The sequence below is a fragment of the Actinomycetospora sp. NBRC 106378 genome (genome assembly GCF_030269685.1).
In the GTDB taxonomy this organism is placed as follows: Bacteria; Actinomycetota; Actinomycetes; order Mycobacteriales; family Pseudonocardiaceae; genus Actinomycetospora.
Map to the genome: position 1 here is coordinate 280,234 of NZ_BSTT01000006.1, position 25,093 is coordinate 305,326.

The window sequence follows — 25,093 nt, forward strand, 5'->3', positions numbered from 1 at the left end:
TCCGAGAGGTCGCGATGCTGCGCCTGAATCCAGGATGGTTGGACTACACACTCCTGGCGCTGTACTTCGTCGTCGTGCTGGGGATCGGCGTGGTCGCGCGCCGTGCCGTGGGCACCAGCGCCGACTTCCTGCTCGCCGGCCGCTCCCTGCCCGCCTGGGTCACCGGACTGGCGTTCGTCGCCGCCAACCTCGGCGCGACGGAGATCATCGGCATGGCCGCGAACGGCGCCGAGTACGGCGTCGCGACGGTGCACTACTACTGGATCGGCGCCGTGCCGGCGATGGTCTTCCTCGGCATCGTGATGATGCCCTTCTACTACCGCTCGAAGGTCCGGTCGGTGCCGGAGTTCCTGCGGCTGCGGTTCGGCAACTACACCCACATCCTCAACGCGGCGGTCTTCGCGATCGCCTCGGTGCTGATCGCGGGCGTGAACCTCTACGCGCTGGCGATCGTGCTGAACGCCCTGCTCGGCTGGCCGGAGTTCCTGGGCATCGTGGTCTCGGCGGCCGTGGTGCTGGTCTACATCGGGTTCGGCGGACTCGGATCGGCGATCTACGGCGAGGTGCTGCAGTTCTTCGTCATCCTCGCGGGCCTCATCCCGCTCGCGATCGTCGCCGTCCGCCACGTCGGCGGCTTCTCCGCGCTGGCCGACAAGGTCACCGCCTCCGCGCTCGGCGAGGGCGGCCTGCACGCGTGGCAGGGCACCGGGATCGGCTCCGTCACGAACCCGATCGGCGCCAACTGGATCTCGATCGTGCTCGGCCTGGGCTTCGTGCTGTCCTTCGGCTACTGGACCACGAACTTCGCCGAGATCCAGCGCGCCCTCTCGGCGAAGGACCGGTCGGCGAGCCAGCGCACGCCCCTCATCGCCGCGTTCCCGAAGATTCTCATCCCGGCCGTGACGATCATCCCCGGCCTCGTCGCCCTCGTCGCCATCCCGAACTTCGGCAACGACGCGTCCGGGGGGCTCGAGTACAACGACGCGATCCCCGCGCTCATCGGCCAGCTGCTCCCCGAGGGCGTCCTCGGTATCGCGCTGACCGGACTGTTCGCCTCGTTCATGGCGGGCGTCGCGGCGAACGTCAGCTCGCTGAACACCGTCGTCACCTACGACCTGCTCCAGCCCTACCTCGCCCCGGGCCGCAGCGACCGCTACTACCTCAACGCGGGCCGGGTGGTCACGGCCGTCGGCGTCGTCATCGCGATCTTCACCGCGCTGCTCGCCGCCGACTTCAACAACATCATGACCTACCTGCAGTCGCTGTTCGGGATCTTCAACGCCCCGATCTTCGCGACCTTCATCCTCGGCATGTTCTGGAAGCGCACCAGCGGCTGGGGCGGCTTCGCGGGCCTGCTGACCGGCGTGCTCGCCGGGGCGCTCGTGTTCGTTCTCGCCGAGGCCGGGGTGGTCGACTTCGGGTCCGGCATCGCGACGAGCTTCTACCAGGCCGGGGCGGCGTTCCTCGTCGACGTGGTGGTGACGGTCGTGGTCTCGCTCGCGACCGCCCGGCCCGAGCCGGAGCGCCTCGCCGGGATCGTCTACGGCGTCCCCGGTGCCGACGGCGTGGTCCCGACGCTGCGCCAGCCCAAGGAGCGGGTCTGGTACCGCAAGCCGGTCCTGCTCGGCGGTCTCGCCCTCGCGCTGACCGTCGTCCTCAACATCGTCTTCGCCTGATCCGGACGGGAGTCATCATGAGCGAACCCATCCAGCCCGGCCGCCCGCAGGCACAAGTCGAGACCGGCAGCCGCATGCAACGGCTGTTCGACCTGCGCTACGTCATCGGCGCCCTGCTGGGCGTCTACGGGGTCGTCCTCGTCATCCGCGGCCTGCTCGACGGGCCCGAGCAGCTCGCCCGCGCGTCCGGCATCTCGATCAACCTCTGGACCGGGATCGGCCTGCTCGTCGTGGCCGCGATCTTCCTGGTCTGGGGGCTCACCCGGCCGCTCGGGATCGACGTGGAGGAGAACATCGACTGAGACCCTTCCCAACGGCGGGTCGCGCGGAACCCGCCGTCGGGGCCCCGGGAGGCGGCCGCGCGTGGCGCGGCCACCGCGCGCGGCGTACGTTGCGGATCCCGGATCAGTCCCCGCCCCGGTCCCGGCGGGCGCCTCCTACGGTGGGCGAGCGGCCCGGTCCGCTCCGGCCACCGCTCTCGATCCCCGGCTCCGAGCGGGCCGACGGGTCTCGCCGGTGCGGACGGCACGGGCCGATCTCCGGTGGTGCCGCGAACGGGCACCCGGGGAGATCCGTGGCAGGCGTCGAGGTCGGCATCAAGAACCTCTCGAAGTCCTTCGGCAGTTCCAACATCTGGTCCGACGTGACCCTGACGCTGCCGGCCGGGGAGATCTCCGCGCTGCTCGGACCGTCGGGCACCGGCAAGTCCGTGCTGCTCAAGTCCATCATCGGGCTCCTCAAGCCCGAGAAGGGCTCGATCTTCATCCACGAGACCGACCTCGTCCGGTGCCCCGAGGCGCGGCTCTACGAGATCCGCAAACTGTTCGGGGTGCTGTTCCAGGACGGCGCGCTGTTCGGGTCGATGAACCTCTACGACAACATCGCGTTCCCACTGCGCGAGCACACCCGCAAGGGCGAGTCCGAGATCTCCGACATCGTCATGGAGAAGCTCGACCTGGTCGGGCTCGGCGGCGCCGAGGACAAGCTGCCCGGCGAGATCTCCGGCGGGATGAAGAAGCGCGCCGGGCTGGCCCGCGCGCTGGTGCTCGACCCCGAGATCATCCTGGTCGACGAGCCGGACTCCGGCCTGGACCCGGTGCGGACCGCGTACCTGAACCAGCTCCTGGTCGACCTGAACACCCAGCTCGACGCCACGATCCTGGTGGTCACCCACCACCTCGGGACGGCCCGGTCCATGCCGGACAACATCGGCATGCTGTTCCGGCGGAACCTGGTGATGTTCGGCCCGCGCGAGGTGCTGCTGACCTCCGAGGAGCCCGTGGTCCAGCAGTTCCTGCAGGGTCGACGCATCGGTCCGATCGGGATGTCCGAGGAGAAGGACTCCGCCCAGATGGAGGCGGAGATGGCCGAGCTCGAGAAGCAGGGCGGGAGTGTCGAGGCCGACGACTCGTTCATCGATCCGCAGATCGACCCCACCGACGGGCTCGGCGAGCGCAAGGCGGTCCGCCGACGCAAGGACCGGGTCATGCAGACCCTGCACACCCTGCCGGAGAAGGCGCAGACCGCGATCCTCGAGTCGCTGACCGAGGAGGACCGGGAGCGCTACGGCGTCGAGGCGGACCAGGGGCGCACGGAGCTGATCGAGCTCACGCGGGACCACCCGCCGTCCGACGCGGACCCGTTCGGACACCGGGCGATGCGCGACGAGGACGGGCCGGACGCGGGCGCGGCGGCGGAGCCCGCGGCGGCGCCGGAGTCGGACGAGCCGCTGGTCGGGGTCCCGGTCGACGAGCACGCCGGCGGCACCGTCGTGCTGCCGCAGGGCGGAGCGGACGTCGAGGAGCACTCCGGGCACTCCGGGCACTCCGGGCACTCCGGGCACTCCGGGCACTCCGGGCACTCCGGGCACTCCGGGCACTCCGGGCACTCCGGGCACTCCGGGCACTCCGGGAGCTCCGGGCACTCCGGGCACTCCGGGGCCGACGCGGACCGTCCCCCCGGTGGCTCCGCCGAACCCTCGTCGGTCGGCGGGTCGTCGGCCGTGGAGCCGCCCCCGGGGCGGGTCCGGCGGCTCATCCACCGGCTTGCCGAACGGACCCGGTCCCTCGACCGGACGACCTAGACCTGAGGCCCGATGTCGGGCACCGGGTCCATCCGCGGCACCCGCCCGTCGAGGAAGGTGATCGGCGGGAGGAGCGTGCGGATCGGGCCGTTGGGCGTCCCGACCTCGACGAACCGGCCCCGCTCCTCGTGCTGCGGGTGGGTGAGGACCTGGTCGAGCGTGCGCCGCCGCGCGTTCGCGATCCCCGCCTCCTCGAGCCGCTCGACGAGCTGGTCGCCGGTGAGGTCGCGCAGCACCGCGTCGATGGTCTCGTGCAGGGCCGGCCGGTTCTCGATGCGGTCGGAGTTCGTGACGAACCGCGGGTCGTCGGCGACCGACGCGTCCCCCAGCACGACCTCACAGAAGCGCTTCCACTCCCGGTCGTTCTGGATCGAGAGCACGACCTCCTGCCCGTCGCCGGCCGCGAACGAGCCGTACGGGGCGATCGCGGCGTGGCTGGTCCCGGCCCGGACCGGGGCCTTCCCGCTGCCGTACGCGTAGTGCAGCGGGAAGCCCATCCACTCGCTGAGCGCGTCGAACAGGCTGACCTCGAAGGTCGTGCCCTCGCCCGTGCGCTCGCGGTCGTAGAGAGCGGTGAGGATGCCGGAGAACGCGTACATGCCGGCGCCGATGTCGGCGGCCGGGATGCCCGCCTTCGCCGGGTACTCCTCGGTGCCCGTGACCGAGGCCAGGCCCGTCTCGGCCTGGATCAGCGCGTCGTAGGCCTTCGCGTCGCGGTACGGGCCCGACGAGCCGTAGCCCGAGATGCTGCAGTGGATCAGGCCCGGGTGATCCCGACGGAGGTCCTCGGCGCCGAGCCCGAGACGTTCCGCCGCGCCGGGCGCGAAGTTCTGCACGAACACGTCGGCCCGCGCGATCAGCTCCTTCACGCGGTCGAGCTGCTCGGAGTCCTTGAGGTCGGCCGTCACCGACTCCTTCGACCGGTTCAGCCACACGAAGTGGCTGGAGAGCCCGTTGACCGTCGTGTCGTAGTCGCGGGCGAAGTCCCCGCGCCCGGGCCGCTCGACCTTGACCACGCGCGCCCCGAGATCGGCGAGGTGCCGGGTGGCCAGCGGCGCCGCCACCGCCTGCTCGCAGGACACGACGAGGATGCCGTCCAACGGGAGGGCCCGGGTCTCGACCATGCCGGTGATCGTGCCCGCCCCGACCGCTCGGCGCGCGTCGTCCGCCGCATCACGCTCCGTTCCGCGTCACGCGAACCGCCCGAGGTCGTTCCGCGAACGAGTGACATCCATTCGGACCAGTGAGTGACGTCAGGAGTGAGGGCATGAGAGCCACGAGCACCGCGACCGCGTTGGCGGTCGTGTCCACCCTCGGTATCGGTGCCGCGCTGTGCTCCCAGGCCCCACCGACCACGGTCCTCGCCTCCGGCCCGGCCCTCGCCGCCGTCGAGGTGGCGGCGCCGGTCGACCGGGCGGTGCGGCTCCCCTCGGTGCAGGAGTCGTTCGGGTCGAACGCCGCGGCCCTCGCCGCCGAGGTGGCCACGCAGCCCGCGCTGGTGCCGCTCACCGTGACGTCCCCGGTCCGGGCGCTGCCGAGCCAGCTCTCGGGCACCCCGGTCGGCGACCAGGGCGTGCTCCGCGTCGCGCACCTCTCCCCCTCCACCGGCACGGTCGACATGTACATCGAGGGTCCCGGGCTGCCGCTGACCAAGGTCGCCTCGGACGTCGGGTACCGCGCCCTGTCCGGCTACCTCGCCGCGTCCCCCGGCACCTACACGCTGCAGGCCCGACCCGCCGGGGCCGCCGCGTCGACCCCGCCCGCCCTGAGCGCGAACGTCGAGGTCGGCGCCCGGACCGCGCAGACCGCCGCCTTCGTCGACGTCGGCCCCGACGGGACGCCGCAGGCCGAGGTCCTCCAGGACGGCACACAGGAGGCCGCCCCGGGCAAGGCCTTCGTGCGGGTCGTGTCCGCGGCCGCCGGCGTCGGACCGCTCAGCGTCGTGGCCGAGGGGGGCGGGCCGATCGCGTCCTCGCTCTTCTACGGCGCCAGCTCGCCCTACGCCCAGGTCGACGCGCGCTCCTGGACGATGGACGTCACGACCACCACGGGCGAGACCGCCCGCACGACGCTGCCGGTCACGAGCACCTCGGTGAACACCGTCGTCGTCACCCGGAACCCGCAGGGCGACCTCGCCGTCACGGCCGTGCCGGACGCCGCGCCCCTGTTCGCGGGCGCCTCCCCCGCCCCGGCGGCGCCTGCCCCCGCGGCACCGGCCGCTCCGGCGGCTCCGGCGGCTCCGGCGGCTCCGGCGGCTCCGGCGGCTCCGGCCGCGCCTGCTCCGGCCGCTCCGGCCGCTCCGGCCGCTCCGGCCGCTCCGGCCCAGTCGACCACCTCCGCCCCGCCGAGCCCCGCTCCCGCGACCACCCCGGCTCCGGCGACCACCTCGGCGCCGCCCTCGACGACCACGTCGGCCCCGCCCGGTCCCGCCCCGTCGACGAGTTCGACGCAGCCGACCCCGAAGGGCGGTGTCCCGGCCGGGTTCGGCGGCATGGCGACCTCGTTCGCCGACGGCGCCCTCCTCGCCCCGGCCCCGGCCGCGCCGGACCTGCCCACCTGGGGTGCGCCGACGAGCCCGGTGCGTCCGGCCGGGCTGGTCGTGCCGGGCGCGAAGATCGACGCACCCGCCGTCGGGACCCTCGGCCTCGACGGCGACGGCGAGCTGCAGGCGCCCGCGACCCCGCAGGACGTCGGGTGGTTCGGCGCGACGCCGGGCGACACCGGGCCGGCGGTGCTGGTCGGACACGTCGACTCGTACCGGGGCCCGGGCGTCTTCTGGAACCTCAAGGACCTGAGGCCCGGCGACCCGATCGACGTGCCGCGCAGCGACGGCACCGTGGCGCGGTTCGCGGTGGACCGGGTGGAGACGGTCGACAAGGACCACTTCCCGACGCAGGCGGTGTACGGCCCGACGGCGGGTCCGTCGCTGCGGCTGGTCACGTGCGGCGGCCCCTTCGACCGCACCGTGCGGTCCTACGAGGACAACGTCATCGTCTTCGCCTCACCGCGCTGACGAGCGGGCGCCCCCGGTGCTCTCCGCGCCACCGGGGGCGCTCGAGGATCCCGGCCCGACGAGGTCGGCCGTCTGCGCGCCGAGCCAGTAGCGGCCGTGGTCGCGCCGCAGGAGGTGCAGGTCCACCAGGAGGCGCCGCACCGTGACGCGGTCGGTGCCGCCGCCGTCGCAGAGCGCCCCGAGGACGGCGTCGACCTCGCCCTCGCCGTAGAGCCGGTCCGGCTCGAAGCAGGTCTCCGCGATGTGGCGCAGCACGAGCTTCTTGCGCTCCCAGCGCGCGGGCAGGCGGACGAGCCGGCCGTCCCGCAGGAAGGTCGCGAGCGTGCGGGTCGCGTCCATCGGACCAGTCTCCGGGCGACCCCGGGACGCGCGCGAGCGATATCCCGGGGAACTCTGGGGGATATCCCCCTCGTTGACCGTCTGTGTCCGCCGCGAGGATGAACTCGCCCGGACCACTGGGCAGCAATCACCTCGAGTGACCGGGAGACGGCCGTGCGCAGCAACCTCTTCGCCCCCGAGAACCAGGAGCAGGAGTCGGCCCAGCCGGGGCTGCGTCTGCAGAACTCGAAGATGCTCAAGATCGAGCTCAACGGCGAGGCCATGGCCCGGCAGGGCTCGATGGTGGCCTACCAGGGCGACGTGCGCTTCGAGGCCAAGGGCTCCGGCGGCATCGGCAACTTCCTCAAGCAGAAGCTCACCGGCGAGGGCGTGCCGCTCATGAAGGTGACCGGTCGCGGCGACGTGTTCCTCGCGAACGCCGCCTCCGACGTGCACCTCATCGACCTCGAGGGCCCGAACGACGCCCTGACCATCAACGGCAAGAACGTGCTCGCGTTCGACTCCTCCCTGTCCTATGACATCCAGATGGTCTCGGGCGCCGGGTCGATGGGCGGCGCGGGCCTGTTCAACTGCGTGTTCCGGGGTCAGGGCCGACTCGCCATCACGTGCAAGGGCACGCCCGTGGTGCTGAACGTCGACGCCCCCACCTACGCCGACCCGCAGGCGGCGATCGCCTGGTCCGCGGGCCTGCAGGTCGGGGTGCACCGCGCCGAGCAGTTCGGGCTGCGGACGCTCATGGGCCGCACCACCGGCGAGGCGTACACGATGGCGTTCGGTGGGCGCGGCTTCGTCATCGTGCAGCCGTGCGAGGAGATCCCGCTGGACATGGTCGCGGGCGGCGGCAGCGGCCAGGAGGCGGGCGTCGGCGGCGCGCTGGGCGGGTTGTTCCGCTAGCTTGACCTCGAGCGAGGTCGAGGTTGCACGGTGCTCGACATGACCACCGTGCGACCTCCCACCGACCCGGCCGAGCTGCACCGGCTGATGTCGCTCATGACCGGCGACGAGAAGCACTCCGCCGCGGCGACCTCCACCCTCGACGTGCTGCACGTGCTCTACGACCGCGTGCTGCACGTCGACGCGGCCCACCCCGACGACCCGGTCCGCGACCGCTTCCTGCTCTCCAAGGGCCACGGCCCGATGGCGTACTACGCCGTGCTCGCCGCCCACGGGTTCCTCGACGAGGCCGAGCTCGCGACGTGGGCCCGTCCCGGCTCCCGGCTCGGCCTGCACCCCGACCGGGTGCTGGTACCCGGCGTCGAGATCGGGTCGGGGTCGCTCGGGCACGGTCTCCCGCTCGCCGTCGGGACCGCGCTCGGGCTGCGGATCCGCGGGCTGACCACGCCCCGGGTGTACGTCCTGGTCGGCGACGCCGAGCTCGACGAGGGCTCCAACCACGAGGCCCTCGCCTACGCCGGGCGCTCCGGGATGTCGAACCTGACGACGGTCGTGGTCGACAACGACTCCGCGACCCACCGCGGCGACCTCGCCGAGCTGTTCCTCGCCGAGGGGTGGCGTGCGATCACCGTCGACGGCCGTGACCACGACGTCCTCGAGACCGCCCTGACCGCCGCACACGACGACCGGCCGCTCGTGGTGATCGCCGTCGTCGAGTCGAAGGAGTCGTGATGACCACCGCGACCACCACGAGCACCATGCGCGAGGCGTTCCTGCACGCCACCGCCGCCGCGATCGACGCCGACGACCGCACGGTCCTCGTCCTCGCCGACATCTCCGCGGGCGCCGAGCCCGTTCCCGACCTGATGCGGCGGCACCCGGACCGCGTCGTGAACGTCGGTATCCGGGAGCAGCTGATGCTCGGTGCGGCCGGCGGACTGGCGCTCACCGGTCTGCGCCCGGTCGTGCACTCCTACGCGCCGTTCCTCGTCGAGCGCCCCTACGAGTCGCTCAAGCTCGACCTCGGCCACCAGGGCGTCGGGGCGGTGCTGGTCTCGATCGGCGCCTCCTACGACCAGCCCGGCATCGGCCGGACCCACGAGGCCCCCGAGGACGTCGCCGTCGTCGACACCCTCCCCGGCTGGACGATCCACGTGCCCGGGCACCCCGAGGAGGCCGACCGGCTGGTCCGGGAGTCGATCGACGGCGACGGCCTGGTCTATGTCCGACTGTCGAGCGCGACGAACGCGGCGCCCCACCACGGCGACGGACTGCAGACGGTCCGGCGCGGGTCGCCCGACGACGTCGTGATCGCCGTCGGCCCGACCCTCGACCGGGTGCTCGCCACCGCCCGCCCCGACGCGACCGTGCTCTACACCTCGACGGTGCGCCCCTTCGACGCCGCCGGGCTGCGCGCCGCCGTCGGGGAGGTCCCGACGGTGACGATGGTCGAGCCCTACCTGGAGGGAACCTCCGCCCGCGTGGTCGCCGAGGCGCTGTCCGACCGGCCCCACCGCACCGTCATGATCGGGTACCCGCGCGAGGAGTCGCACCGGTACGGCGACCACGACCTGCCGCTCTAGGCCAGGAACCCCTCGAGCAGGACCGGGAGCGCCGGGTGACCGGTGACCTGCATGTGCGTCGTCCCGGGCAGGATCGCGAGCTGCGAGCCGGCGACGAGGTCGACCATGAGCGCGGCGTGCTCGAGGGTGGTGAAGTCCCGGTCGCCCTGCACGAACAGGACCGGGGCGGTGATCCCCGCGAGCGCCTCGTCGCTCCAGCCGCGCAGGTCGGCGGCGGAGCTCGACAGCGTCGTCATGAAGTCCTGGAAGTGGTCCGGGTGCGGGGAGAGCCGCGCGTAGGTCTCCGACATCGCGGTGAAGTCCTCGGCGGTGGGCATGCGATCGGAGGTGGCGTGCTTCGCCGAGTCCATCAGGTCGGGGTGCATGCCCTCCGGCCGCACGGTGACCGACGCGGCGACCACGGAGAGGACGCGGTCGGGGTGGGAGACCGCGAGCTCCATCGCCACCGCCCCGCCCATGCTGTGGCCGAGCACGTGCGCGGCGCCGATCCCGAGGTGGTCGAGCAGCGCGACGACGTCGGCGGCGGAGTTCGCGGGGGTGATCTCGCGGTCGATGTCGGCGGTGCGACCGTGCCCCTGCAGCTCCACCGCGATCACCCGGTGCCGCGTCGCGAGGCCCGGGATCAGGTCCCGGAACGCGATCTCGATGTTGAGCAGGCCCCCGTGCAGCAGCACGAGCGGCGTGCCAGCGTTGCCGTGCACCTCGTGGTAGAGGTGCAGCCCGTTGACGTCGGCGTACGCGGCGGTGTCGTTCATGGTTCCTCCCGGATCCGGTCTCTGACCGGACGTCGGATGGACCCAAGGCTTTTCGACGAGCCCCGCGAGATTTCTCGCGCGGGACCCGTCGTCAGGACCCGAGCTGGCGGCGCACGGCCTCCGGACCGGCCGCGAGCAGCAGCGTCGGCAGGCGCGGCCCGGTCTCCGAGCCGACGAGCGCCCGGTAGAGCAGCACGAAGAAGCGGCGCTGCGCGGCCTTCAGCTCGTCGGTCGGCTTCGTGTCCAGCGGCAGGCCGGCCTGCTGCTTCGGCACGCCGTAGACGAGCGTCGTCAGGCCCTCGAGCGACCAGTCCTGCTCGAGCCCGTCGAGCAGCAACCGCAGCGACTCGCGGTCGGTGTCGTCGAGCGAGGACAGCAGCGCCGTGTCCGGGGCCGCCAGCAGCCGCGTGTGCGACTCCTCGGGCATGTAGTGCTCGACCCACGCCTCCGCACGGTCCAACCGCGGGCGCAGGTCGTCGAGGGTGACCGGCTCCTCGGGGTCGCTCGACACCAGGCCGGTGAGGATGCGGCCGAGCTGCTCCGGGTCGCCGGTGGTGACGTCGACGACGGAGGTGAGGGTCCGGAACGACACCGGCTGCGGCGTGGTCGGCAGGGGCCGCTCCGCCGTCGCGACCGACCGCGCGTGCCCGAGCGCCTCGATCGGCGGGGCGGTGCCGCCCGCGACCTTGCGCGAGAGCGCATCCCACTCGTCGTAGAGCCGGGAGAGCTCGGCGTCGAACGCGACCTTGATGGCCTGGTTCGGACGACGACGGGCGTAGAGCCAGCGCAGCAGCGGCGCCTCGAAGACCTCGAGTGCCGACGACGGGGTCGGTACGCCGCCCTTCGACGACGACATCTTGGCCTGCCCCGAGATGCCGACGAAGGCGTACATCGGGCCGATCGGCTGCCGGCCGCCGAAGATCTCCGACACCAGCAGACCGCCGACCTCGTACGACGACCCCGGTGACGAGTGGTCCACCCCGCTCGGCTCGAAGTCGACGCCCTCGTAGGCCCAGCGCATGGGCCAGTCGACCTTCCACACGAGCTTGCCGCGCGTGAACTCCGACAGCTGCACGGTCTCCGACGACCCGCACGCGCAGGTGAAGGTCATCTCGGTGGAGTCGTCGTCGTAGGCGACGATCGTGGTGTCGTCCTTGCCGCACGCCGAGCAGAACGGCTTGTAGGGGAAGTACTCCCCGGTCGCCGAGCCGACCGCCTCGTCGTCGGGACCCTCCTCGACGTCGTCGCCCTCGGGGAGGGTCTTCTTCGTGCGGAAGCGACCCAGCACCGCGTCGATGCGCGAGCGCTCGCGCATGGCGAGCAGTGTCTGCGCGACGTAGGCGCCCGAGGTGTACATCTGCGTCTGCGAGATCCCGCGGAACGGCACGCCGAGCTCGTCCAGCGCCGCGATCATCGGCGCCTTGAAGTGCTCGGCCCAGTTCGGGTGCGCGCTGCCGCGCGGTGCCGGGACCGCCGTGAGCGGCTTGCCGATGTGCTCGGCCCAGGAGTCGTCGATGCCCTCGACGCCCTTCGGCACGCGGCGGAAACGGTCGAAGTCGTCCCAGGAGATGACGTGCTCGCACGGGATGCCGCGACGGCGGATCTCGTCGGCGACCAGGTGGGGGGTGAGGACCTCGCGCAGGTTGCCCAGGTGGATCGGCCCGGACGGGCTCAATCCGCTCGCGCAGACGATGGTGCGCCCCGGCTCGGCCTTGGCGACGACGTCGTCGGCGAGGGTCGCCACCCAGTCCTGCGAGGTCGACTCGGCGGCCTCACCGCCGCGCTTGCGGGCCATCAGAGCCGTCCCCCGTCGCTGCGCTCGCCCATCAGCGATCCCGCACCGGGTTCGTCAGCGTGCCGATGCCCTCGACGGTCACCGACACCGTCTGGCCGTCGACCATCGGACCGACACCGGCGGGGGTGCCGGTGAGGATCGTGTCGCCGGGCAGCAGCGTCATCACCCGCGAGATGTAGGCGATCTGCTTCTCGATGCCGTGGATGAGCATGCTCGTGCGCGACTTCTGCACCGAAGCGCCGTCGAGCGTCGTCTCGATCGCGAGGTCGGACGGGTCGAGCTGCGTCTCGATCCACGGTCCGAGCGGGCAGAAGGTGTCGTACCCCTTCGCCCGGGTCCACTGCCCGTCGGAGGACTGCAGGTCGCGGGCGGTGACGTCGTTCGCGACGGTGTACCCGAGCACCACGTCCTTCGCCCGCGCCTCGGGCACGTCGCGGCACGGCACCCCGATCACGACGGCGAGCTCGCCCTCGTAGTCCACCCGCTCGGAGTCGGCGGGGCGCAGGATCGGCAGGCCCGGGCCGATCACGCTCGTCGACGGCTTCATGAAGATCAGCGGGTTGGCCGGGGCGTCGCCGCCGCCCATCTCGGCCACGTGCTCGGCGTAGTTCTTGCCGATGCAGACCACCTTCGACGGCAGAATCGGCGCGAGCAGGCGGACGTCCGCGAGCGGCCACGTGCGGCCGGTGAAGGTCGGGTCGCCGAACGGGTGCTCCGCGATCTCGGCGCAGATGTCCCCGCTCTCGGGGCTGCCACCGGCGGCGGTGGGCGACTGGAGGGCGGCGAACGAGACACCGTCGGCGTGGGAGATCCGAGCAAGACGCACGCCGACCACCCTAGTCGCCGGGCCGGATCAGCTCCCCGGCCGCCATCGGCTCCTCGTCGGCCACGCGGCTCCAGTCCCCGGCCCGTCCGAGCTCGGCGTTCAGGGTCGCGAGGTCCGTGCGGGGCACGGCGAGCCAGGCCCCCTGGTCGGACCAGGTCCACGCCAGCGGGACCTCGGGCAGCGCCCGTGCCACGGCCGCGTGCAGCACCGTCGAGAGGTACTTCGGGTGGCTCGCCCAGCTCAACGGAAGGGCCTTCCCGACGACGGCGAGGGTCAGCTCGGTCCGACGCTCCCCCACCTCCAGGTGCTCGACCGTGATGTCGGCCCCGGTGAGGCGGGCCAGGTCGGCGACCTGCTCGCGCAGGGTGTCCTCGAGCTGCTCGACGTGGCTGTCGTGGAAGGCGAGCGCCCGCATCGGGGCGGGGTCGGCCTCCGGGTGCCAGTACTCGATCTCCCACAACCCCGAGAGCACGGTGGCGGCCGTGACCGGTTCGCCCGCGTCGGCCACCGCCTCCATGAGGTCGACCGGCCGCGGGGGGCGCGGCCGGAAGAGGCCGGCGCGGTCGAGGACGCCGACCACCCGGGCCAGCTCGGCGCGCCCCCCGACCGAGAGCTCCGGCGGGGAGGAGCGTTCCGGGGCGGGCGGGGCCGGCACCCTCGCCGGCACCCCCACCGGCACCGGGCCGGCGTCGGGGACCCGCGGGGTGACCCGCCAGCCGCCGACGGGGCCGGACTCCCGCTCCGCGCGGGCCGCCTTCGCGGCACGGCGATGGCGCACGGCCACCGTCGAGAACCCGACGAGGGCGACGACGGCGAGCCCGGTCAGCGGCCACGGGTTGCCCAGGCTCCCGGGGCCGAGGGCGAGGTAGAGGAAGTACCCGGAGACGACGAGACCTCCTGCGCCCCAGAGCAGGGCGAGGAGGTCGTCGAGGGAGCCGCGCACGGCTCAGGCCAGGCTGCGGGTTCCCGCGACGCTGGAGACCAGGGCGGCGAGGCGGTCGCCGACCGCACTGGTGCCGCCCGGGTTCTGGTGGTCGCGGGTGGCGAGGTCGAACGCGACGGCGGCCTCGACGCGGCGGGCCAGCTCGGGCTCGCCGAGGTGGTCGAGCAGCAGCGCGACCGACAGCACGGCGGCCGTCGGGTCGGCGATGCCCTTGCCGGCGATGTCCGGGGCCGAGCCGTGGACCGGCTCGAACATGCTCGGGTTGGCGCGGCTGACGTCGAGGTTGCCCGACGCCGCGAGCCCGATGCCACCGGTGACCGCGGCCGCGAGGTCGGTGAGGATGTCGCCGAACAGGTTGTCGGTGACGATCACGTCGTAGCGCGACGGGTCGGTGACCAGGTGGATCGTCGTCGAGTCGACGTGCTGGTAGTCGACCGAGACGTCCGGGTGCTCGAGCGAGACCTCCTCGACCACGCGCGACCACAACGAGCCGGCGTGGGTGAGGACGTTGGTCTTGTGCACCAGGGTCAGCTTGCGGCGCGGGCGGTTCGCGGCGCGGGTGAAGGCGTCGCGGACGACCCGCTCCACCCCGAAGGCCGTGTTGATGCTGACCTCGGTCGCGATCTCCTGCGGGGTGTCCTTCCGCAGCAGCCCGCCGGTGCCGGCGTAGGGGCCCTCGGTGCCCTCGCGCACCACGACGAGGTCGACCTCGGGCTGCGCTGACAGCGGCCCACGCACCCCCGGGTAGAGCCGGGCCGGCCGCAGGTTGACGTGGTGGTCGAGCTCGAAGCGCAGGCGCAGCAGCAGCCCGCGCTCGAGGATGCCGCTGGGCACCGACGGGTCGCCGACGGCGCCCAGGAGGATCGCGTCGTGCTCGCGCAGCTCGGTGAGCACCGACTCGGGCAGCAGCTCGCCGGTGGAGTGCCAGCGGGCGGCGCCGAGGTCGTAGTGCGTCGACTCGATCTGCGGGGCCAGCTCGGAGAGGACCTTGAGGGCCTCGTTGGTGACCTCCGGTCCGATGCCGTCTCCGGGAACCACCGCGAGTCGCATGTCCAGTCTTCCTCCCCCGACGGGCCGACCTCGATGGTGCGACCGGGCCTCACCTGCGGTGGAGGCTACCGCGCGTGTCGGCCGGACTCCGCACCGGATCACTCCATGGGATGTCCCCGTACCCGCGTTGCCCGATCCGACCCTCAGCCGAACGGGATCATTCGGGTGGTCCGGGCCTGCAGCGTGCTCCCGATCGGGGCCAGGACGTCCTCCGGGACCGCCCGGTCGACGCGCAGGAGCATGAGCGACGAGCCCCGGTCCCGCGTCTGCGAGAGCTGCGCGGCCTCGATGTTCACCCCCGATTCGCCCAACCGGGTGCCCACCAGGCCCATCGCCCCGGGCCGGTCGGTGTACTCGAAGAGCAGCACGTGGCCCTCGGCGCGCAGGTCGAACGACCGCCCGTTGATCTCGACCAACTTCTCGACCTGGTCGGTGCCGGTGAGCGCGCCGGACACGGTGGTGCCGTCGGCGCGCAGCGTGACGAGGCTGCGGTGGTTCGGGCTCTCGCTGGCGGTCTCGACGCTCACCCGGACACCCCGCTCGGCCGCCAGGGCCGGGGCGTTGACGAACGTGACCGGCTCGTCGACGACCTCGCCGAACACGCCGCGCAGCGCGGCCAGCTCCAGGACCCCGACGTCCTCGTGCGCGAGCTCGCCGCGCACCTCGACGACGATCGACTCCGGCTGCCCCACGAGGGTCGACAGCAGCGTGCCCAGCTTCTGCGTGACGCCGAGCCACGGCCGGACCTCCTCGCCGACCGCCCCGCCCTGCACGTTGACCGCGTCGGGCACGAAGTCGCCGCGCAGCGCCCGGAGCACGGAGTGGGCGACGTCGGTGCCCGCGCGGTCCTGCGCCTCGGCGGTCGACGCACCGAGGTGCGGGGTCGCCGTGACCTGCTCGAGCTCGAACAGCGGACTGTGGGTGGTCGGCTCGGTGACGTAGACGTCCACGCCGGCGCCGGCCACGTGCCCGGAGCGGATCGCCTCGGCCAGCGCGTCCTCGTCGACGAGCCCGCCGCGGGCGGCGTTGACGACGATGACGCCGGGCTTCGTCCGCGCCAGCGCCTCCTTCCCGATCAGCCCCTGCGTCTCGGGGGTCTTCGGCAGGTGGATCGTCATCATGTCGGCGCGGGTCAGCAGCTCGTCCAGCTCCACGAGTTCGATCCCGAGCTGGGCGGCACGGCTGGCCGGCAGGTACGGGTCGTAGGCGATCACGTGGGTGTCGAAGGCCTTGATGCGGCTCGCGAACAGCTGGCCGATCTTCCCGAGCCCGATCACCCCGACCGTCTTGCCCTGGATCTCGACGCCCGTGTAGCGGCTGCGGGCCCACTCGCCGCGGCGCAGGGCGGCGTCGGCGGCGGGGATGTGCCGGGCGGTCGCGAGCAGCAGGGCGAGGGCGTGCTCCGCGGCCGAGACGATGTTGGAGACCGGGGCGTTCACGACCATCACGCCGGCCGCCGTCGCCGCCGGCACGTCGACGTTGTCGAGCCCGACCCCGGCGCGCCCGACCACGGTCAGCCGCCGCTGCGCCGCGAACACCTCCGCGTCGACCTGCGTGGCGCTGCGCACGAGCAGGGCGTCCGCGTCGGCGACCGCCGCGAGCAGGGCCGCCCGGTCGGTCCCGTCGACCAGCCGGACCTCCACCTCGTCGCCGAACACCTCCAGCGCCGACGGGGCGAGCTTCTCGGCCATCAGGACGACGGGCTTCGACATGCTTCTCCCCCGGGTCGGCGGCGGTGCTGACTCCGCGCACATCGTGCCGTACGCCACACCCTGGGTCGATAGACCTCACTCCCGGCTCACCCGGCCCCGCTTCGTCAGCAATGGCACAGCACTGACACCTGACGTCAGGACGGCGCCACTCGCACATCACCGTTCCGCGCTCCGCGGATCAGCAATGGCACAGCGCTGACACCTGACGTCAGAACGGCGCCACTCGCAGGTCTCGCGCAGGCCTCATCCGGTGCGCGGGAGATCCGATTGCCACCGGACGAGCGGGGTCGGCAGCTCTTCCGCGGTCCGGATCGACTGCAGGACGTCCTCGAGCATGGCCGCCGAGTCGTTCATGATCCGGGTCGGGCGGACGCCGTACACATGGAGCCCCGCCGACCGGTAGGCACGGTGCTGCCGCTCCGTCTCGACCACTTGCTCGGTCGTCATGAAGTGATGCTCGGTGGAGTCGTTCTGCAGGACGAGACCGATCCTCGGCAGGTAGGCGTCGGCGATCCTGAGGAAGTGGTCACCCTGGTACAGGCGGACATTGAAGAGGACCTCGTGCGCCGCCAGCTCGGGGTGGGCGAACCACCAACGGTGGAACTCGAACTCGCCGGCCGATCGCACGCCGGCCGACACGGCCCGCAGTACCTTCCGCGGCGTCGCCGTCCCCCGTCGGTTGCCCTCCTCCAACTCGACGGAGAGGTGCTCTGGCAAGGTCATCCGTCGTTGGACGGGTTCGGTGAGGACAGCGGCGATGTCGCTCTCCCCGCGCATCCGGCGAGCGGCATCGACGACTGCTCGCTCGAGTCGCACGACCGGCAGTCCGTCCCGGGTCAGCGGAACCAAGGGGCGGGTCGTCCGTTCGATGCGCAGCCAAGGAAGTCCCTGCACGCGGAGCGCAGCCGGGATGAGGAGGTGGACCGACGTCGGCAGCTCGCCGCGTCGTAGACCGTGAGCGCGCGCCGCGTCGAGACCGGTGACGACGGCAAGATCGCCCGCGTAGACGAGTGCAGCACGGAGGAGCTGGCGCCGGGTCGGGGTGCCCGTGCTGAGCCGGATCGTCGCCGGTGCGGCCAATGTCCACGGGCCACCGTCTCGACACCGGCGATAGATGGTGCCCTCGGGCATCCCCATCTCCATGAGAACGCGCGCATGGATCGTGTCGTCCTCCGCCGCCTCGTGGATCGCCGACATGTCGTCCGCCCACCGACCTCGTTTCATGCCCGGAGCGTGAGGCGGTCGGCCGGACCGTGGTGAAACGAGCCGTCGGCCTGTGGACAGGCAGGGGCCGTACTGCCATTGGGGATGAACGACGACGGCGGACGTACCAATCAGGTACGTCCGCCGTCATGTGCTCGTTGGTGCGAGTGGCGCCGTTCTGACGTCAGGTGTCAGCGATGTGCCAGCGCTGACGGCCGCCGTCGGGCGCCCGCTCGTGCGAGTGGCGCCGTTCTGACGTCAGGTGTCAGTCATGTGCCAGTACTGACGTCAGGGCGGCGGACCCACGACGAACGACGGCGGGCGCACCGAGGAGTGCGCCCGCCGTCAGGAACCGCAGCAGATCAGAGGGACTGCTTCGGGATGAACGGCATCAGGTCGCGGAGCTTGGCGCCGACCTGCTCGATCTGGTGGGCCTTGCCCTCCTCCTCGAGCTTGGTGAAGTTCGGGCGGCCGTTGTCGTCCTCGGCGATCCACTCGCGGGCGAAGGACCCGTCCTGGATCTCGGTGAGCACGCGGCGCATCTCGTCCTTCACGGCCGGGTTGATGATGCGCGGGCCCCGGGTGAGGTCGCCGTACTCGGCGGTGTCCGAACAGCTGTAGCGCTGGCCGTAGATGCCCTTCTCCCACATGAGGTCCACGATCAGCTTGAGCTCGTGGAGGCATTCGAAGTAGGCGATCTCCGGGGCGTAGCCCGCCTCGACGAGGGTCTCGAACCCTGCCTGGACCAGCGCCGACGTGCCGCCGCAGAGCACGGCCTGCTCGCCGAAGAGGTCGGTCTCGGTCTCCTCGGTGAACGTCGTCTTGATGACGCCCGCGCGGCCGCCGCCGATCGCCGACGCGTAGGAGAGGGCGAGCGCCTGGGCCTGGCCGGAGGCGTCCTGCTCCACCGCGATGAGGCAGGGCACGCCCTTGCCGTCGACGAACTGGCGGCGGACCAGGTGGCCCGGACCCTTCGGCGCGACCATGGCGACGTCGACGTCCGACGGCGGCTTGATCAGGTCGTAGCGGATGTTGAAGCCGTGCCCGAAGAAGATCGCGTCGCCGGACTTCAGGTTCGGCGCGATGTCGTCGGCGTAGATCTGGCGCTGCTTGGTGTCCGGCGCCAGGATCATGATCAGGTCGGCCTCGGCGGCGGCCTCGGCCGGCGTCACCACCCGCAGCCCCTCCTCCTCGGCCTTGGCGCGCGACTTCGAGGACTCGGGGAGCCCGATGCGCACGTCGACGCCCGAGTCGCGCAGCGACAGCGAGTGGGCGTGGCCCTGGGAGCCGTACCCGATCACGGCGACCTTGCGGCCCTGGATGATCGAGAGATCGGCATCGGCGTCGTAGAAGATCTCGACACTCATGGGAACTGCGGTTCCTTCCTGACTGACGTACTGAAAGACGTACTAACGATTCGCGGCGATCGCGCGCGGCCCGCGGGCCAGCGCGACCATCCCCGACTGGACGATCTCGCGGATGCCGTAGGGCTCGAGCATCCGCCGCAACGCCGACAGCTTGTCAGCCGTGCCGGTGGCCTCGACGGTGACGGCGTCGGGTGCGACGTCGACCACCTTCGCCCGGAACATCTGCGTCACCTCGAGCACCTGCGAGCGCACGGTGGCGTCGGCCCGCACCTTGAGCATGACCAGTTCGCGCTGGACCGAGGTCGTCGGCTCCAGCTCCACGATCTTGATGACGTTCACCAGCTTGTTGAGCTGCTTGGTCACCTGCTCGAGCGGGAACTCGTCGACGCTGACGCAGATGGTCATGCGGGAGATCCCGTGCTCCTCGGTCGGACCGACCGCGAGCGACTGGATGTTGTAGCCGCGCCGGGAGAACAGGCCCGAGATGCGGGCCAGCACGCCGGGCTTGTCCTCGACGAGGACCGACAGGGTGTGGGTGCTCATCACTGCTCCCGCTCGATGTCCGTCACGACCTCGTCCGCGCCGCCCGCCTCCGGGTCGTCGAACAGCGGCCGGATGTCCCGGGCGGCCATGATCTGGTCGTTGCCGGTCCCGGCCGCGACCATCGGCCACACCTGCGCGTCGGCGCCGACGGTGAAGTCGATGACGACGGGGCGGTCGTTGATCGCCATGGCCTGCTCGATCACGCGGTCGACCTCGTCCTTGGACTCGCAGCGCAGGCCCTCGCAGCCCAGCGCCTCGGCGAGCATGACGAAGTCGGGCACGCGGTGCTTGTGCGTCCCGAGCTCGGTGTTGGAGTAGCGCTCCCCGTAGAACAGGGTCTGCCACTGCCGCACCATGCCGAGGTTGCCGTTGTTGATGACCGCGACCTTGATCGGGATGCCCTCGATCGCGCAGGTGGCGAGCTCCTGGTTGGTCATCTGGAAGCAGCCGTCACCGTCGATGCACCACACGGTGGTGTCGGGCATCCCGACCTTCGCGCCCATCGCCGCCGGCACGCCGTAGCCCATCGTCCCGGCGCCGCCGGAGTTGAGCCAGGTGCGCGGGTGCTCGTAGCCGATGAACTGCGCGGCCCACATCTGGTGCTGGCCGACGCCGGCGGAGTAGATCGCCTCCGGGCCCGCGATCTTCCCGATGCGCTCGATGACGTACTCCGGCGACAGGGTGCCGTCGGCCGGCTCGTCGTAGCCGAGCGGGAACGTCTCCCGCCAGGAGTTGAGCTGGTTCCACCACGACGTCAGGTCGGTGCGCTCCCCCTCCCGGTTGCGCAGCGCCGCGGTGAGTTCGCCGATGACCTCGCGGGCGTCGCCCACGATGGGCACGTCGGCGACGCGGTTCTTGCCGATCTCGGCGGGGTCGATGTCGGCGTGCACGATCCGCGCGTCCGGCGCGAACGTCGACAGGTCACCGGTGACGCGGTCGTCGAACCGCGCGCCGAGCGCGATCAGCAGGTCCGAGCGCTGCATCGCCGCCACCGCCGCGACCGTGCCGTGCATGCCCGGCATGCCGAGGTTCTGCGGGTGCGAGTCGGGGAAGGCGCCGCGCGCCATGAGGGTGGTGACGACGGGCGCGCCGGTCTCGCGGGCGAGTTCCATGAGCTCCGCCGACGCGTTGGCCTTGATGACGCCGCCGCCGACGTAGAGCACGGGACGCCGGGCCTCGCCGATCAGCCGGGCGGCCTCACGGATCTGCTTGCCGTGCGGCTTCGTCGTCGGGCGGTAGCCGGGCAGCGCCATCTCGGCCGGCCACGAGAACGTGGTCTGCGCCTGCAGCACGTCCTTGGGCAGGTCGACGAGCACAGGGCCGGGGCGCCCGGTCGACGCGATGTGGAACGCCTCGGTGATCGCCCGCGGGATGTCCGCCGGGTCGGTGACCAGCATGTTGTGCTTGGTGATCGGCAGCGTGATGCCGCAGATGTCGGCTTCCTGGAACGCGTCCGTGCCGATCATCTTGCGCCCGACCTGACCGGTGATCGCGACGACCGGCACCGAGTCGAGCATCGCGTCCGCGAGCGGGGTGACCAGGTTGGTGGCGCCCGGACCCGACGTCGCGATGCAGACCCCGACCCGCCCGGTGGCCTGGGCGTACCCGGTGGCCGCGTGGCCCGCGCCCTGCTCGTGCCGCACGAGGATGTGCCGCACGAGGGTGGAGTCGTAGAGGGGGTCGTAGGCCGGGAGGATCGCGCCGCCCGGGATGCCGAACACGACGTCGCACCCGACGGCCTCGAGCGAGCGCACGAGCGACTGCGCGCCGGTGGCGGGAGTGGGGTCGACCCGGGCGGGGCGCGGCGCGGCGGCGCGGCCGGGCGTCCCGGCCTGGGCCGCGGAGTCCTGCTGCTCGCTCGGCGCGCCGGTGCGGGGCGCCGGGCGCGGTCTGGCTGTGGTCATCGGTGATTCAGCCTCTGTGGAAGGTCAACGGGCCCCGGACACGAAAAAACCCTCGCCGCCGGGAGGCGGAGAGGGCAGGCGCGTCAGGATTCTTCAGGCGGCGAGCACGATGCTCGTCAGACGCTGACGCGCCCGGCGAGTACGAGAATTCGCTGCATGCCCGAGACGGTAGCACGGGCCCCGCACGCCCCCGGAACATCACCCGCGTCACACCACGCCGGGCCTTCACGACGCCGGGTCGTGCCCCGGCTGGCACCATCGCGGACGTGGCCGACGAGCAGCAGACCCCCGCCGGGACGGCGACCTCCGGGTCGTCCGCCCCGGCCGCGCCGGCGACGTTCCGGGCCGTGCCCACGGTCGCGCTCGTCGCCGTGGGCTTCCTCGCGCTGTGCCTGTCCCCCATCGCGTTCCAGGGCGGGCCCTGGTTCCTGCTCTTCCTCGTCCCGGTCGCGATCGGGGTCTGGGTCGTGCGGTCCCGCACCCGGGTCGACGAGGAGGGCCTGCACGTGCAGGGCCTCGTCGGCACCCGCTCGGTGGCGTGGTCGGACCTCTCGGGTCTGCGGCTGCCGGAGAAGAACTGGGTCCGGGCCGTCCCCGTCGAGGGCGCCGAGCTCGAGCTGCGCGGGGTGCGCATCCGCGATCTCGGCCGCGTCGCCGAGGCGTCCGGGCACCGCATCACCGCGCCCACGCCCGCGGAGGCGGCGGCCGCCGCCGAGCACGCGCGCGAGCTCGAGGCCGCGCGCATGCGGGTCGCGAAGCTGCGCGAGCACCGGGCCGAGCAGGACGCCGACGCCACCGAGGACACCGAGGACACCGCCGCCCCCGAGGACGCCGACACCGCCGGCGCGGCCACCGAGCACACCCCGGACGACCCCGAGCCGTCGCGCAAGGAGGCCTGAGCCGCACCGACCCCCTATCGGCGTGCTCGGTTGCCTTGTCGGGAAAAGGGCGGGCGTAGCCTCCGGACGGAAGACCGCAACCGTCTCTGGAGGACCGCTGTGCCGCCGCTCCGTTCCCGCGTCACCACCCAGGGCCGCAACGCCGCCGGCGCGCGCGCCCTGTGGCGGGCCACCGGCATGACCGACGACGACTTCGGCAGGCCGCTGATCGCGATCGCGAACTCGTACACGCAGTTCGTGCCGGGGCACGTGCACCTCAGGGAGATGGGCGAGCTCGTCGCCGGCGCGGTGCGCGAGGCGGGCGGCGTCGCGCGGGAGTTCCACACCATCGCGGTGGACGACGGCATCGCCATGGGCCACGGCGGGATGCTGCACTCGCTGCCCAGCCGGGAGGTCATCTCGGACGCGGTCGAGCACATGGTGCAGGGGCACGCGGTCGACGCCCTGGTCTGCATCTCGAACTGCGACAAGATCACGCCGGGCATGCTCAACGCCGCGATGCGGCTGAACATCCCGACCGTCTTCGTCTCCGGCGGGCCGATGGAGGCCGGCAAGGCGGTCGTCGTCGGGGGCGTCGCGCAGGCCCCGACCGACCTCATCACCGCGATCTCCGCGTCCGCGTCCAGCGAGGTCACCGACGACGGCCTCACCAAGGTCGAGCGGTCCGCGTGTCCGACCTGCGGGTCGTGCTCGGGCATGTTCACCGCGAACTCGATGAACTGCCTCACCGAGGCCCTCGGCCTCTCGCTGCCGGGCAACGGCTCCACCCTCGCCACCCACGCCGCCCGCCGGGACCTCTTCCTGACGGCGGGTCGCACGGTCGTCGAGCTCGCCCGCCGGTTCTACGAGGGCGACGACGAGTCGGTGCTGCCGCGCGCGATCGCGAACAAGCACGCGTTCGAGAACGCGATGGCGCTCGACGTCGCGATGGGCGGCTCGACGAACACGGTGCTGCACATCCTGGCCGCCGCGCACGAGGCCGGCCTGGACTTCTCGCTCGCCGACATCGACGCGGTCAGCCGCCGCGTGCCGTGCGTGTCGAAGGTCGCGCCGAACTCGAACTTCCACATGGAGGACGTCCACCGCGCGGGCGGCATCCCCGCGATCCTGGGCGAGCTCGACCGCGGCGGGCTGCTGCACCGCGACGTCCACGCGGTGCACGCGGACTCGCTGGAGAGCTGGCTCGGGCGCTGGGACATCCGGGGCGCGTCGCCGTCGGAGGAGGCCGTGGAGCTGTTCCACGCCGCTCCGGGCGGGGTGCGCACCGTGGAGCCGTTCTCGACGACGAACCGCTGGTCCTCCCTGGACACCGACGCTGCAGCTGGATGTATCCACGACGTGGAGCACGCCTTCTCCGCCGACGGCGGGCTCGCCGTGCTCACCGGCAACCTGTCGACCGACGGCGCCGTGATCAAGAGCGCCGGCCTGCCCGAGAACGGCCGCCACTTCCAGGGTCCGGCCCGCGTGGTCGACTCCCAGGAGGAGGCCGTCTCGGTCATCCTCAACCGCGAGGTGCAGCCGGGCGACGTCGTCGTCGTGCGCTACGAGGGCCCCGCGGGCGGCCCGGGCATGCAGGAGATGCTGCACCCGACCGCGTTCCTCAAGGGAGCGGGCCTCGGGGCGGTGTGCGCGCTCGTCACCGACGGCCGCTTCTCCGGCGGGTCGTCGGGCATCAGCGTCGGGCACGTCTCGCCCGAAGCCGCGGCCGGCGGTGTGATCGCCCTCGTCGAGCAGGGCGACCAGATCCTCATCGACGTCGACTCCCGCCGGATCGAGCTGCTGGTCGACGACGAGGTCCTCGCCGAGCGCCGCGCGAAGATGGAGACCTCGGAGCGCCCGTGGCAGCCGCGGACCGACCGCGGCCGGCACCTCACGGCGGCGCTGCGTGCCTACGCCAAGCTCGTGACGTCGGGTGCCACCGGCGCGGTCCGGGACCTCTAGGCGCGCTTCGGAGATCTCCAACGGGTGGCCCACCTGTCGCCGCGGACGCCGGTCGCGCACGATCGAGTCGTGTCCTTCGTGCCGCGTCTCCTCCGCGCCCGCCGCAGCCGCTCCGCGCTCGTCCGTCGGGTGGCGCTGGAGGCCCTGGCGCTCTGCGGCGTCGACTGGCCGTCGACGGTCGAGGTCGGTCCGGGGCTGCGCCTGCCGGGCCGGTCGCCGCGGGTCGTGGTGCACCCGTGGACCCGGATCGGGGCGGACGTGACCTTCGGGCGGGGGGTCACCGTCGGCGAGGCCGTCCCGTGGCTGCGCTTCCACGACGACCACCGGGTGCGGGTGGTCCTCTGCGACGGCGTGGTGCTGGAGGACGGCGCGGTGGTGGTCGGGAGTGCGGGCCGGCCGACGGTGGTGGGACGCGGCACGGTCGTACGACGGGGCGCGATCGTCACGCGCTCGACCGGGCCGGACGAGGTGTGGGCCGGGAACCCGGCACGGTGCGTCGAGAGCCGGAACGTCGCCGAGGAGGGGCTCCGGACCTGAGGGTCACGGCGCCGGCACGGGCAGGTCACG

General features: G+C 72.5%; 21 protein-coding genes and 1 pseudogene. 10 read left to right on the forward strand and 12 right to left on the reverse strand.

Annotation, left to right across the window (positions count from 1 at the left end):
* The first annotated feature begins 14 nt into the window (after positions 1-14).
* From QSK00_RS16460 to QSK00_RS16470, 3 genes and pseudogenes are all read left to right on the forward strand, one after another.
* Complete coding sequence (locus QSK00_RS16460; protein WP_285592207.1) at positions 15-1,676, forward strand: sodium:solute symporter family protein; 1,662 nt, start codon at positions 15-17, stop codon at positions 1,674-1,676.
* Positions 1,677-1,693: 17 nt separating this feature from the next.
* The gene (locus tag QSK00_RS16465; RefSeq protein ID WP_285592208.1) at positions 1,694-1,978 is read left to right on the forward strand and encodes a hypothetical protein; all 285 of its coding nucleotides are present in this window, start codon (positions 1,694-1,696) and stop codon (positions 1,976-1,978) included.
* Positions 1,979-2,250: 272 nt separating this feature from the next.
* Positions 2,251-3,348, forward strand: a pseudogene (locus QSK00_RS16470) (ABC transporter ATP-binding protein); the annotation flags it as partial.
* Between the two features lie 407 nt (positions 3,349-3,755).
* On the opposite strand, the gene QSK00_RS16475 reads toward QSK00_RS16470, so the two are convergent.
* On the reverse strand, positions 3,756-4,883 hold the full coding sequence (locus QSK00_RS16475) for a CaiB/BaiF CoA transferase family protein (RefSeq protein ID WP_285592209.1): 1,128 nt from the start codon (positions 4,881-4,883) through the stop codon (positions 3,756-3,758).
* Between the two features lie 143 nt (positions 4,884-5,026).
* On the opposite strand from QSK00_RS16475, the gene QSK00_RS16480 reads away from it, so the two are divergent.
* Positions 5,027-6,772, forward strand: a complete 1,746-nt coding sequence (locus QSK00_RS16480; protein ID WP_285592210.1) for a class F sortase — start codon at positions 5,027-5,029, stop codon at positions 6,770-6,772.
* Here the strand turns inward: QSK00_RS16480 and QSK00_RS16485 are convergent.
* Positions 6,761-7,111 carry a DUF2087 domain-containing protein gene (locus QSK00_RS16485; RefSeq protein WP_285592211.1) on the reverse strand — a complete coding sequence of 117 codons (351 nt, stop codon included), beginning with the start codon at positions 7,109-7,111 and terminating at the stop codon, positions 6,761-6,763. The genes QSK00_RS16480 and QSK00_RS16485 overlap by 12 nt on opposite strands.
* A gap of 153 nt (positions 7,112-7,264) precedes the next feature.
* Here QSK00_RS16485 and QSK00_RS16490 point away from each other — a divergent pair, with 153 nt between their 5' ends.
* Genes QSK00_RS16490 through QSK00_RS16500 form a run of 3 tightly spaced genes read left to right on the forward strand, consistent with a single transcriptional unit; the run spans position 7,265 to position 9,588 of the window.
* Entirely contained in the window at positions 7,265-8,005 is a 741-nt protein-coding gene (locus QSK00_RS16490) for an AIM24 family protein (protein WP_285592212.1), read from the forward strand.
* Positions 8,006-8,044: 39 nt separating this feature from the next.
* A complete protein-coding gene (locus tag QSK00_RS16495) occupies positions 8,045-8,737 on the forward strand; it encodes a thiamine pyrophosphate-binding protein (protein WP_285592213.1) in 693 nt (230 codons plus the stop codon).
* Positions 8,737-9,588: a transketolase family protein gene (locus tag QSK00_RS16500; protein ID WP_285592214.1), complete on the forward strand. Its 852-nt coding sequence runs from the start codon at positions 8,737-8,739 to the stop codon at positions 9,586-9,588. The genes QSK00_RS16495 and QSK00_RS16500 overlap by 1 nt, the downstream gene beginning before the upstream one ends.
* On the opposite strand, the gene QSK00_RS16505 is transcribed toward QSK00_RS16500, so the two are convergent.
* The 10 genes from QSK00_RS16505 to QSK00_RS16550 all read right to left on the reverse strand — a co-directional run bounded on the left by QSK00_RS16505 (position 9,585) and on the right by QSK00_RS16550 (position 21,686).
* The gene (locus QSK00_RS16505) at positions 9,585-10,343 is read right to left on the reverse strand and encodes an alpha/beta fold hydrolase (RefSeq protein ID WP_285592215.1); all 759 of its coding nucleotides are present in this window, start codon (positions 10,341-10,343) and stop codon (positions 9,585-9,587) included. The two genes, QSK00_RS16500 and QSK00_RS16505, sit on opposite strands and share 4 nt — an antisense overlap.
* 91 nt (positions 10,344-10,434) lie before the next feature.
* Positions 10,435-12,138: a lysine--tRNA ligase gene (gene lysS, locus QSK00_RS16510; protein WP_285592216.1), complete on the reverse strand. Its 1,704-nt coding sequence runs from the start codon at positions 12,136-12,138 to the stop codon at positions 10,435-10,437.
* 31 nt (positions 12,139-12,169) lie between these two features.
* Positions 12,170-12,964: a fumarylacetoacetate hydrolase family protein gene (locus QSK00_RS16515; protein WP_285592217.1), complete on the reverse strand. Its 795-nt coding sequence runs from the start codon at positions 12,962-12,964 to the stop codon at positions 12,170-12,172.
* Between the two features lie 10 nt (positions 12,965-12,974).
* Positions 12,975-13,907: a hypothetical protein gene (locus QSK00_RS16520; protein ID WP_285592218.1), complete on the reverse strand. Its 933-nt coding sequence runs from the start codon at positions 13,905-13,907 to the stop codon at positions 12,975-12,977.
* Between the two features lie 3 nt (positions 13,908-13,910).
* Complete coding sequence (locus QSK00_RS16525; protein WP_285592219.1) at positions 13,911-14,957, reverse strand: 3-isopropylmalate dehydrogenase; 1,047 nt, start codon at positions 14,955-14,957, stop codon at positions 13,911-13,913.
* A gap of 143 nt (positions 14,958-15,100) precedes the next feature.
* A complete protein-coding gene (gene serA, locus QSK00_RS16530) occupies positions 15,101-16,669 on the reverse strand; it encodes a phosphoglycerate dehydrogenase (protein WP_285592220.1) in 1,569 nt (522 codons plus the stop codon).
* Between the two features lie 243 nt (positions 16,670-16,912).
* On the reverse strand, positions 16,913-17,866 hold the full coding sequence (locus QSK00_RS16535) for a hypothetical protein (protein WP_285592221.1): 954 nt from the start codon (positions 17,864-17,866) through the stop codon (positions 16,913-16,915).
* 368 nt (positions 17,867-18,234) lie between these two features.
* Positions 18,235-19,239 (reverse strand): ketol-acid reductoisomerase, encoded by a 1,005-nt coding sequence (ilvC, locus tag QSK00_RS16540; protein ID WP_285592222.1) that lies wholly within the window; start codon positions 19,237-19,239, stop codon positions 18,235-18,237.
* 42 nt (positions 19,240-19,281) lie between these two features.
* Positions 19,282-19,782, reverse strand: coding sequence for an acetolactate synthase small subunit (gene ilvN / locus QSK00_RS16545; protein ID WP_179794297.1), 501 nt, complete (start codon positions 19,780-19,782; stop codon positions 19,282-19,284).
* Positions 19,782-21,686 carry an acetolactate synthase large subunit gene (locus tag QSK00_RS16550; protein ID WP_285592223.1) on the reverse strand — a complete coding sequence of 635 codons (1,905 nt, stop codon included), beginning with the start codon at positions 21,684-21,686 and terminating at the stop codon, positions 19,782-19,784. The genes ilvN and QSK00_RS16550 overlap by 1 nt, the downstream gene beginning before the upstream one ends.
* 266 nt (positions 21,687-21,952) lie before the next feature.
* Between QSK00_RS16550 and QSK00_RS16555 the strand changes: the two genes are divergently transcribed.
* The 3 genes from QSK00_RS16555 to QSK00_RS16565 all read left to right on the forward strand — a co-directional run bounded on the left by QSK00_RS16555 (position 21,953) and on the right by QSK00_RS16565 (position 25,063).
* Positions 21,953-22,585 (forward strand): PH domain-containing protein, encoded by a 633-nt coding sequence (locus tag QSK00_RS16555; protein WP_285592224.1) that lies wholly within the window; start codon positions 21,953-21,955, stop codon positions 22,583-22,585.
* A 99-nt stretch (positions 22,586-22,684) separates the two neighbouring features.
* Positions 22,685-24,526 carry a dihydroxy-acid dehydratase gene (ilvD, locus tag QSK00_RS16560; protein WP_285592225.1) on the forward strand — a complete coding sequence of 614 codons (1,842 nt, stop codon included), beginning with the start codon at positions 22,685-22,687 and terminating at the stop codon, positions 24,524-24,526.
* A gap of 69 nt (positions 24,527-24,595) precedes the next feature.
* Positions 24,596-25,063, forward strand: a complete 468-nt coding sequence (locus QSK00_RS16565; protein ID WP_285592226.1) for an LbetaH domain-containing protein — start codon at positions 24,596-24,598, stop codon at positions 25,061-25,063.
* Positions 25,064-25,093 lie beyond the last annotated feature (30 nt).

Coding starts and splice junctions, on each gene's coding strand:
- QSK00_RS16495 (WP_285592213.1), top strand. CDS start 8,045: ATGACCACCGTGCGACCTCCCACCGACCCGGCCGAGCTGCACCGGCTG.
- QSK00_RS16465 (WP_285592208.1), top strand. CDS start 1,694: ATGAGCGAACCCATCCAGCCCGGCCGCCCGCAGGCACAAGTCGAGACC.
- QSK00_RS16480 (WP_285592210.1), top strand. CDS start 5,027: ATGAGAGCCACGAGCACCGCGACCGCGTTGGCGGTCGTGTCCACCCTC.
- QSK00_RS16500 (WP_285592214.1), top strand. CDS start 8,737: ATGACCACCGCGACCACCACGAGCACCATGCGCGAGGCGTTCCTGCAC.
- ilvN (WP_179794297.1), bottom strand. CDS start 19,782: ATGAGCACCCACACCCTGTCGGTCCTCGTCGAGGACAAGCCCGGCGTG.
- QSK00_RS16550 (WP_285592223.1), bottom strand. CDS start 21,686: ATGACCACAGCCAGACCGCGCCCGGCGCCCCGCACCGGCGCGCCGAGC.
- lysS (WP_285592216.1), bottom strand. CDS start 12,138: ATGGCCCGCAAGCGCGGCGGTGAGGCCGCCGAGTCGACCTCGCAGGAC.
- QSK00_RS16505 (WP_285592215.1), bottom strand. CDS start 10,343: ATGAACGACACCGCCGCGTACGCCGACGTCAACGGGCTGCACCTCTAC.
- ilvC (WP_285592222.1), bottom strand. CDS start 19,239: ATGAGTGTCGAGATCTTCTACGACGCCGATGCCGATCTCTCGATCATC.
- serA (WP_285592220.1), bottom strand. CDS start 16,669: ATGTCGAAGCCCGTCGTCCTGATGGCCGAGAAGCTCGCCCCGTCGGCG.
- QSK00_RS16485 (WP_285592211.1), bottom strand. CDS start 7,111: ATGGACGCGACCCGCACGCTCGCGACCTTCCTGCGGGACGGCCGGCTC.
- QSK00_RS16535 (WP_285592221.1), bottom strand. CDS start 17,866: ATGTCGGCGATCCACGAGGCGGCGGAGGACGACACGATCCATGCGCGC.
- QSK00_RS16460 (WP_285592207.1), top strand. CDS start 15: ATGCTGCGCCTGAATCCAGGATGGTTGGACTACACACTCCTGGCGCTG.
- QSK00_RS16525 (WP_285592219.1), bottom strand. CDS start 14,957: ATGCGACTCGCGGTGGTTCCCGGAGACGGCATCGGACCGGAGGTCACC.
- QSK00_RS16475 (WP_285592209.1), bottom strand. CDS start 4,883: ATGGTCGAGACCCGGGCCCTCCCGTTGGACGGCATCCTCGTCGTGTCC.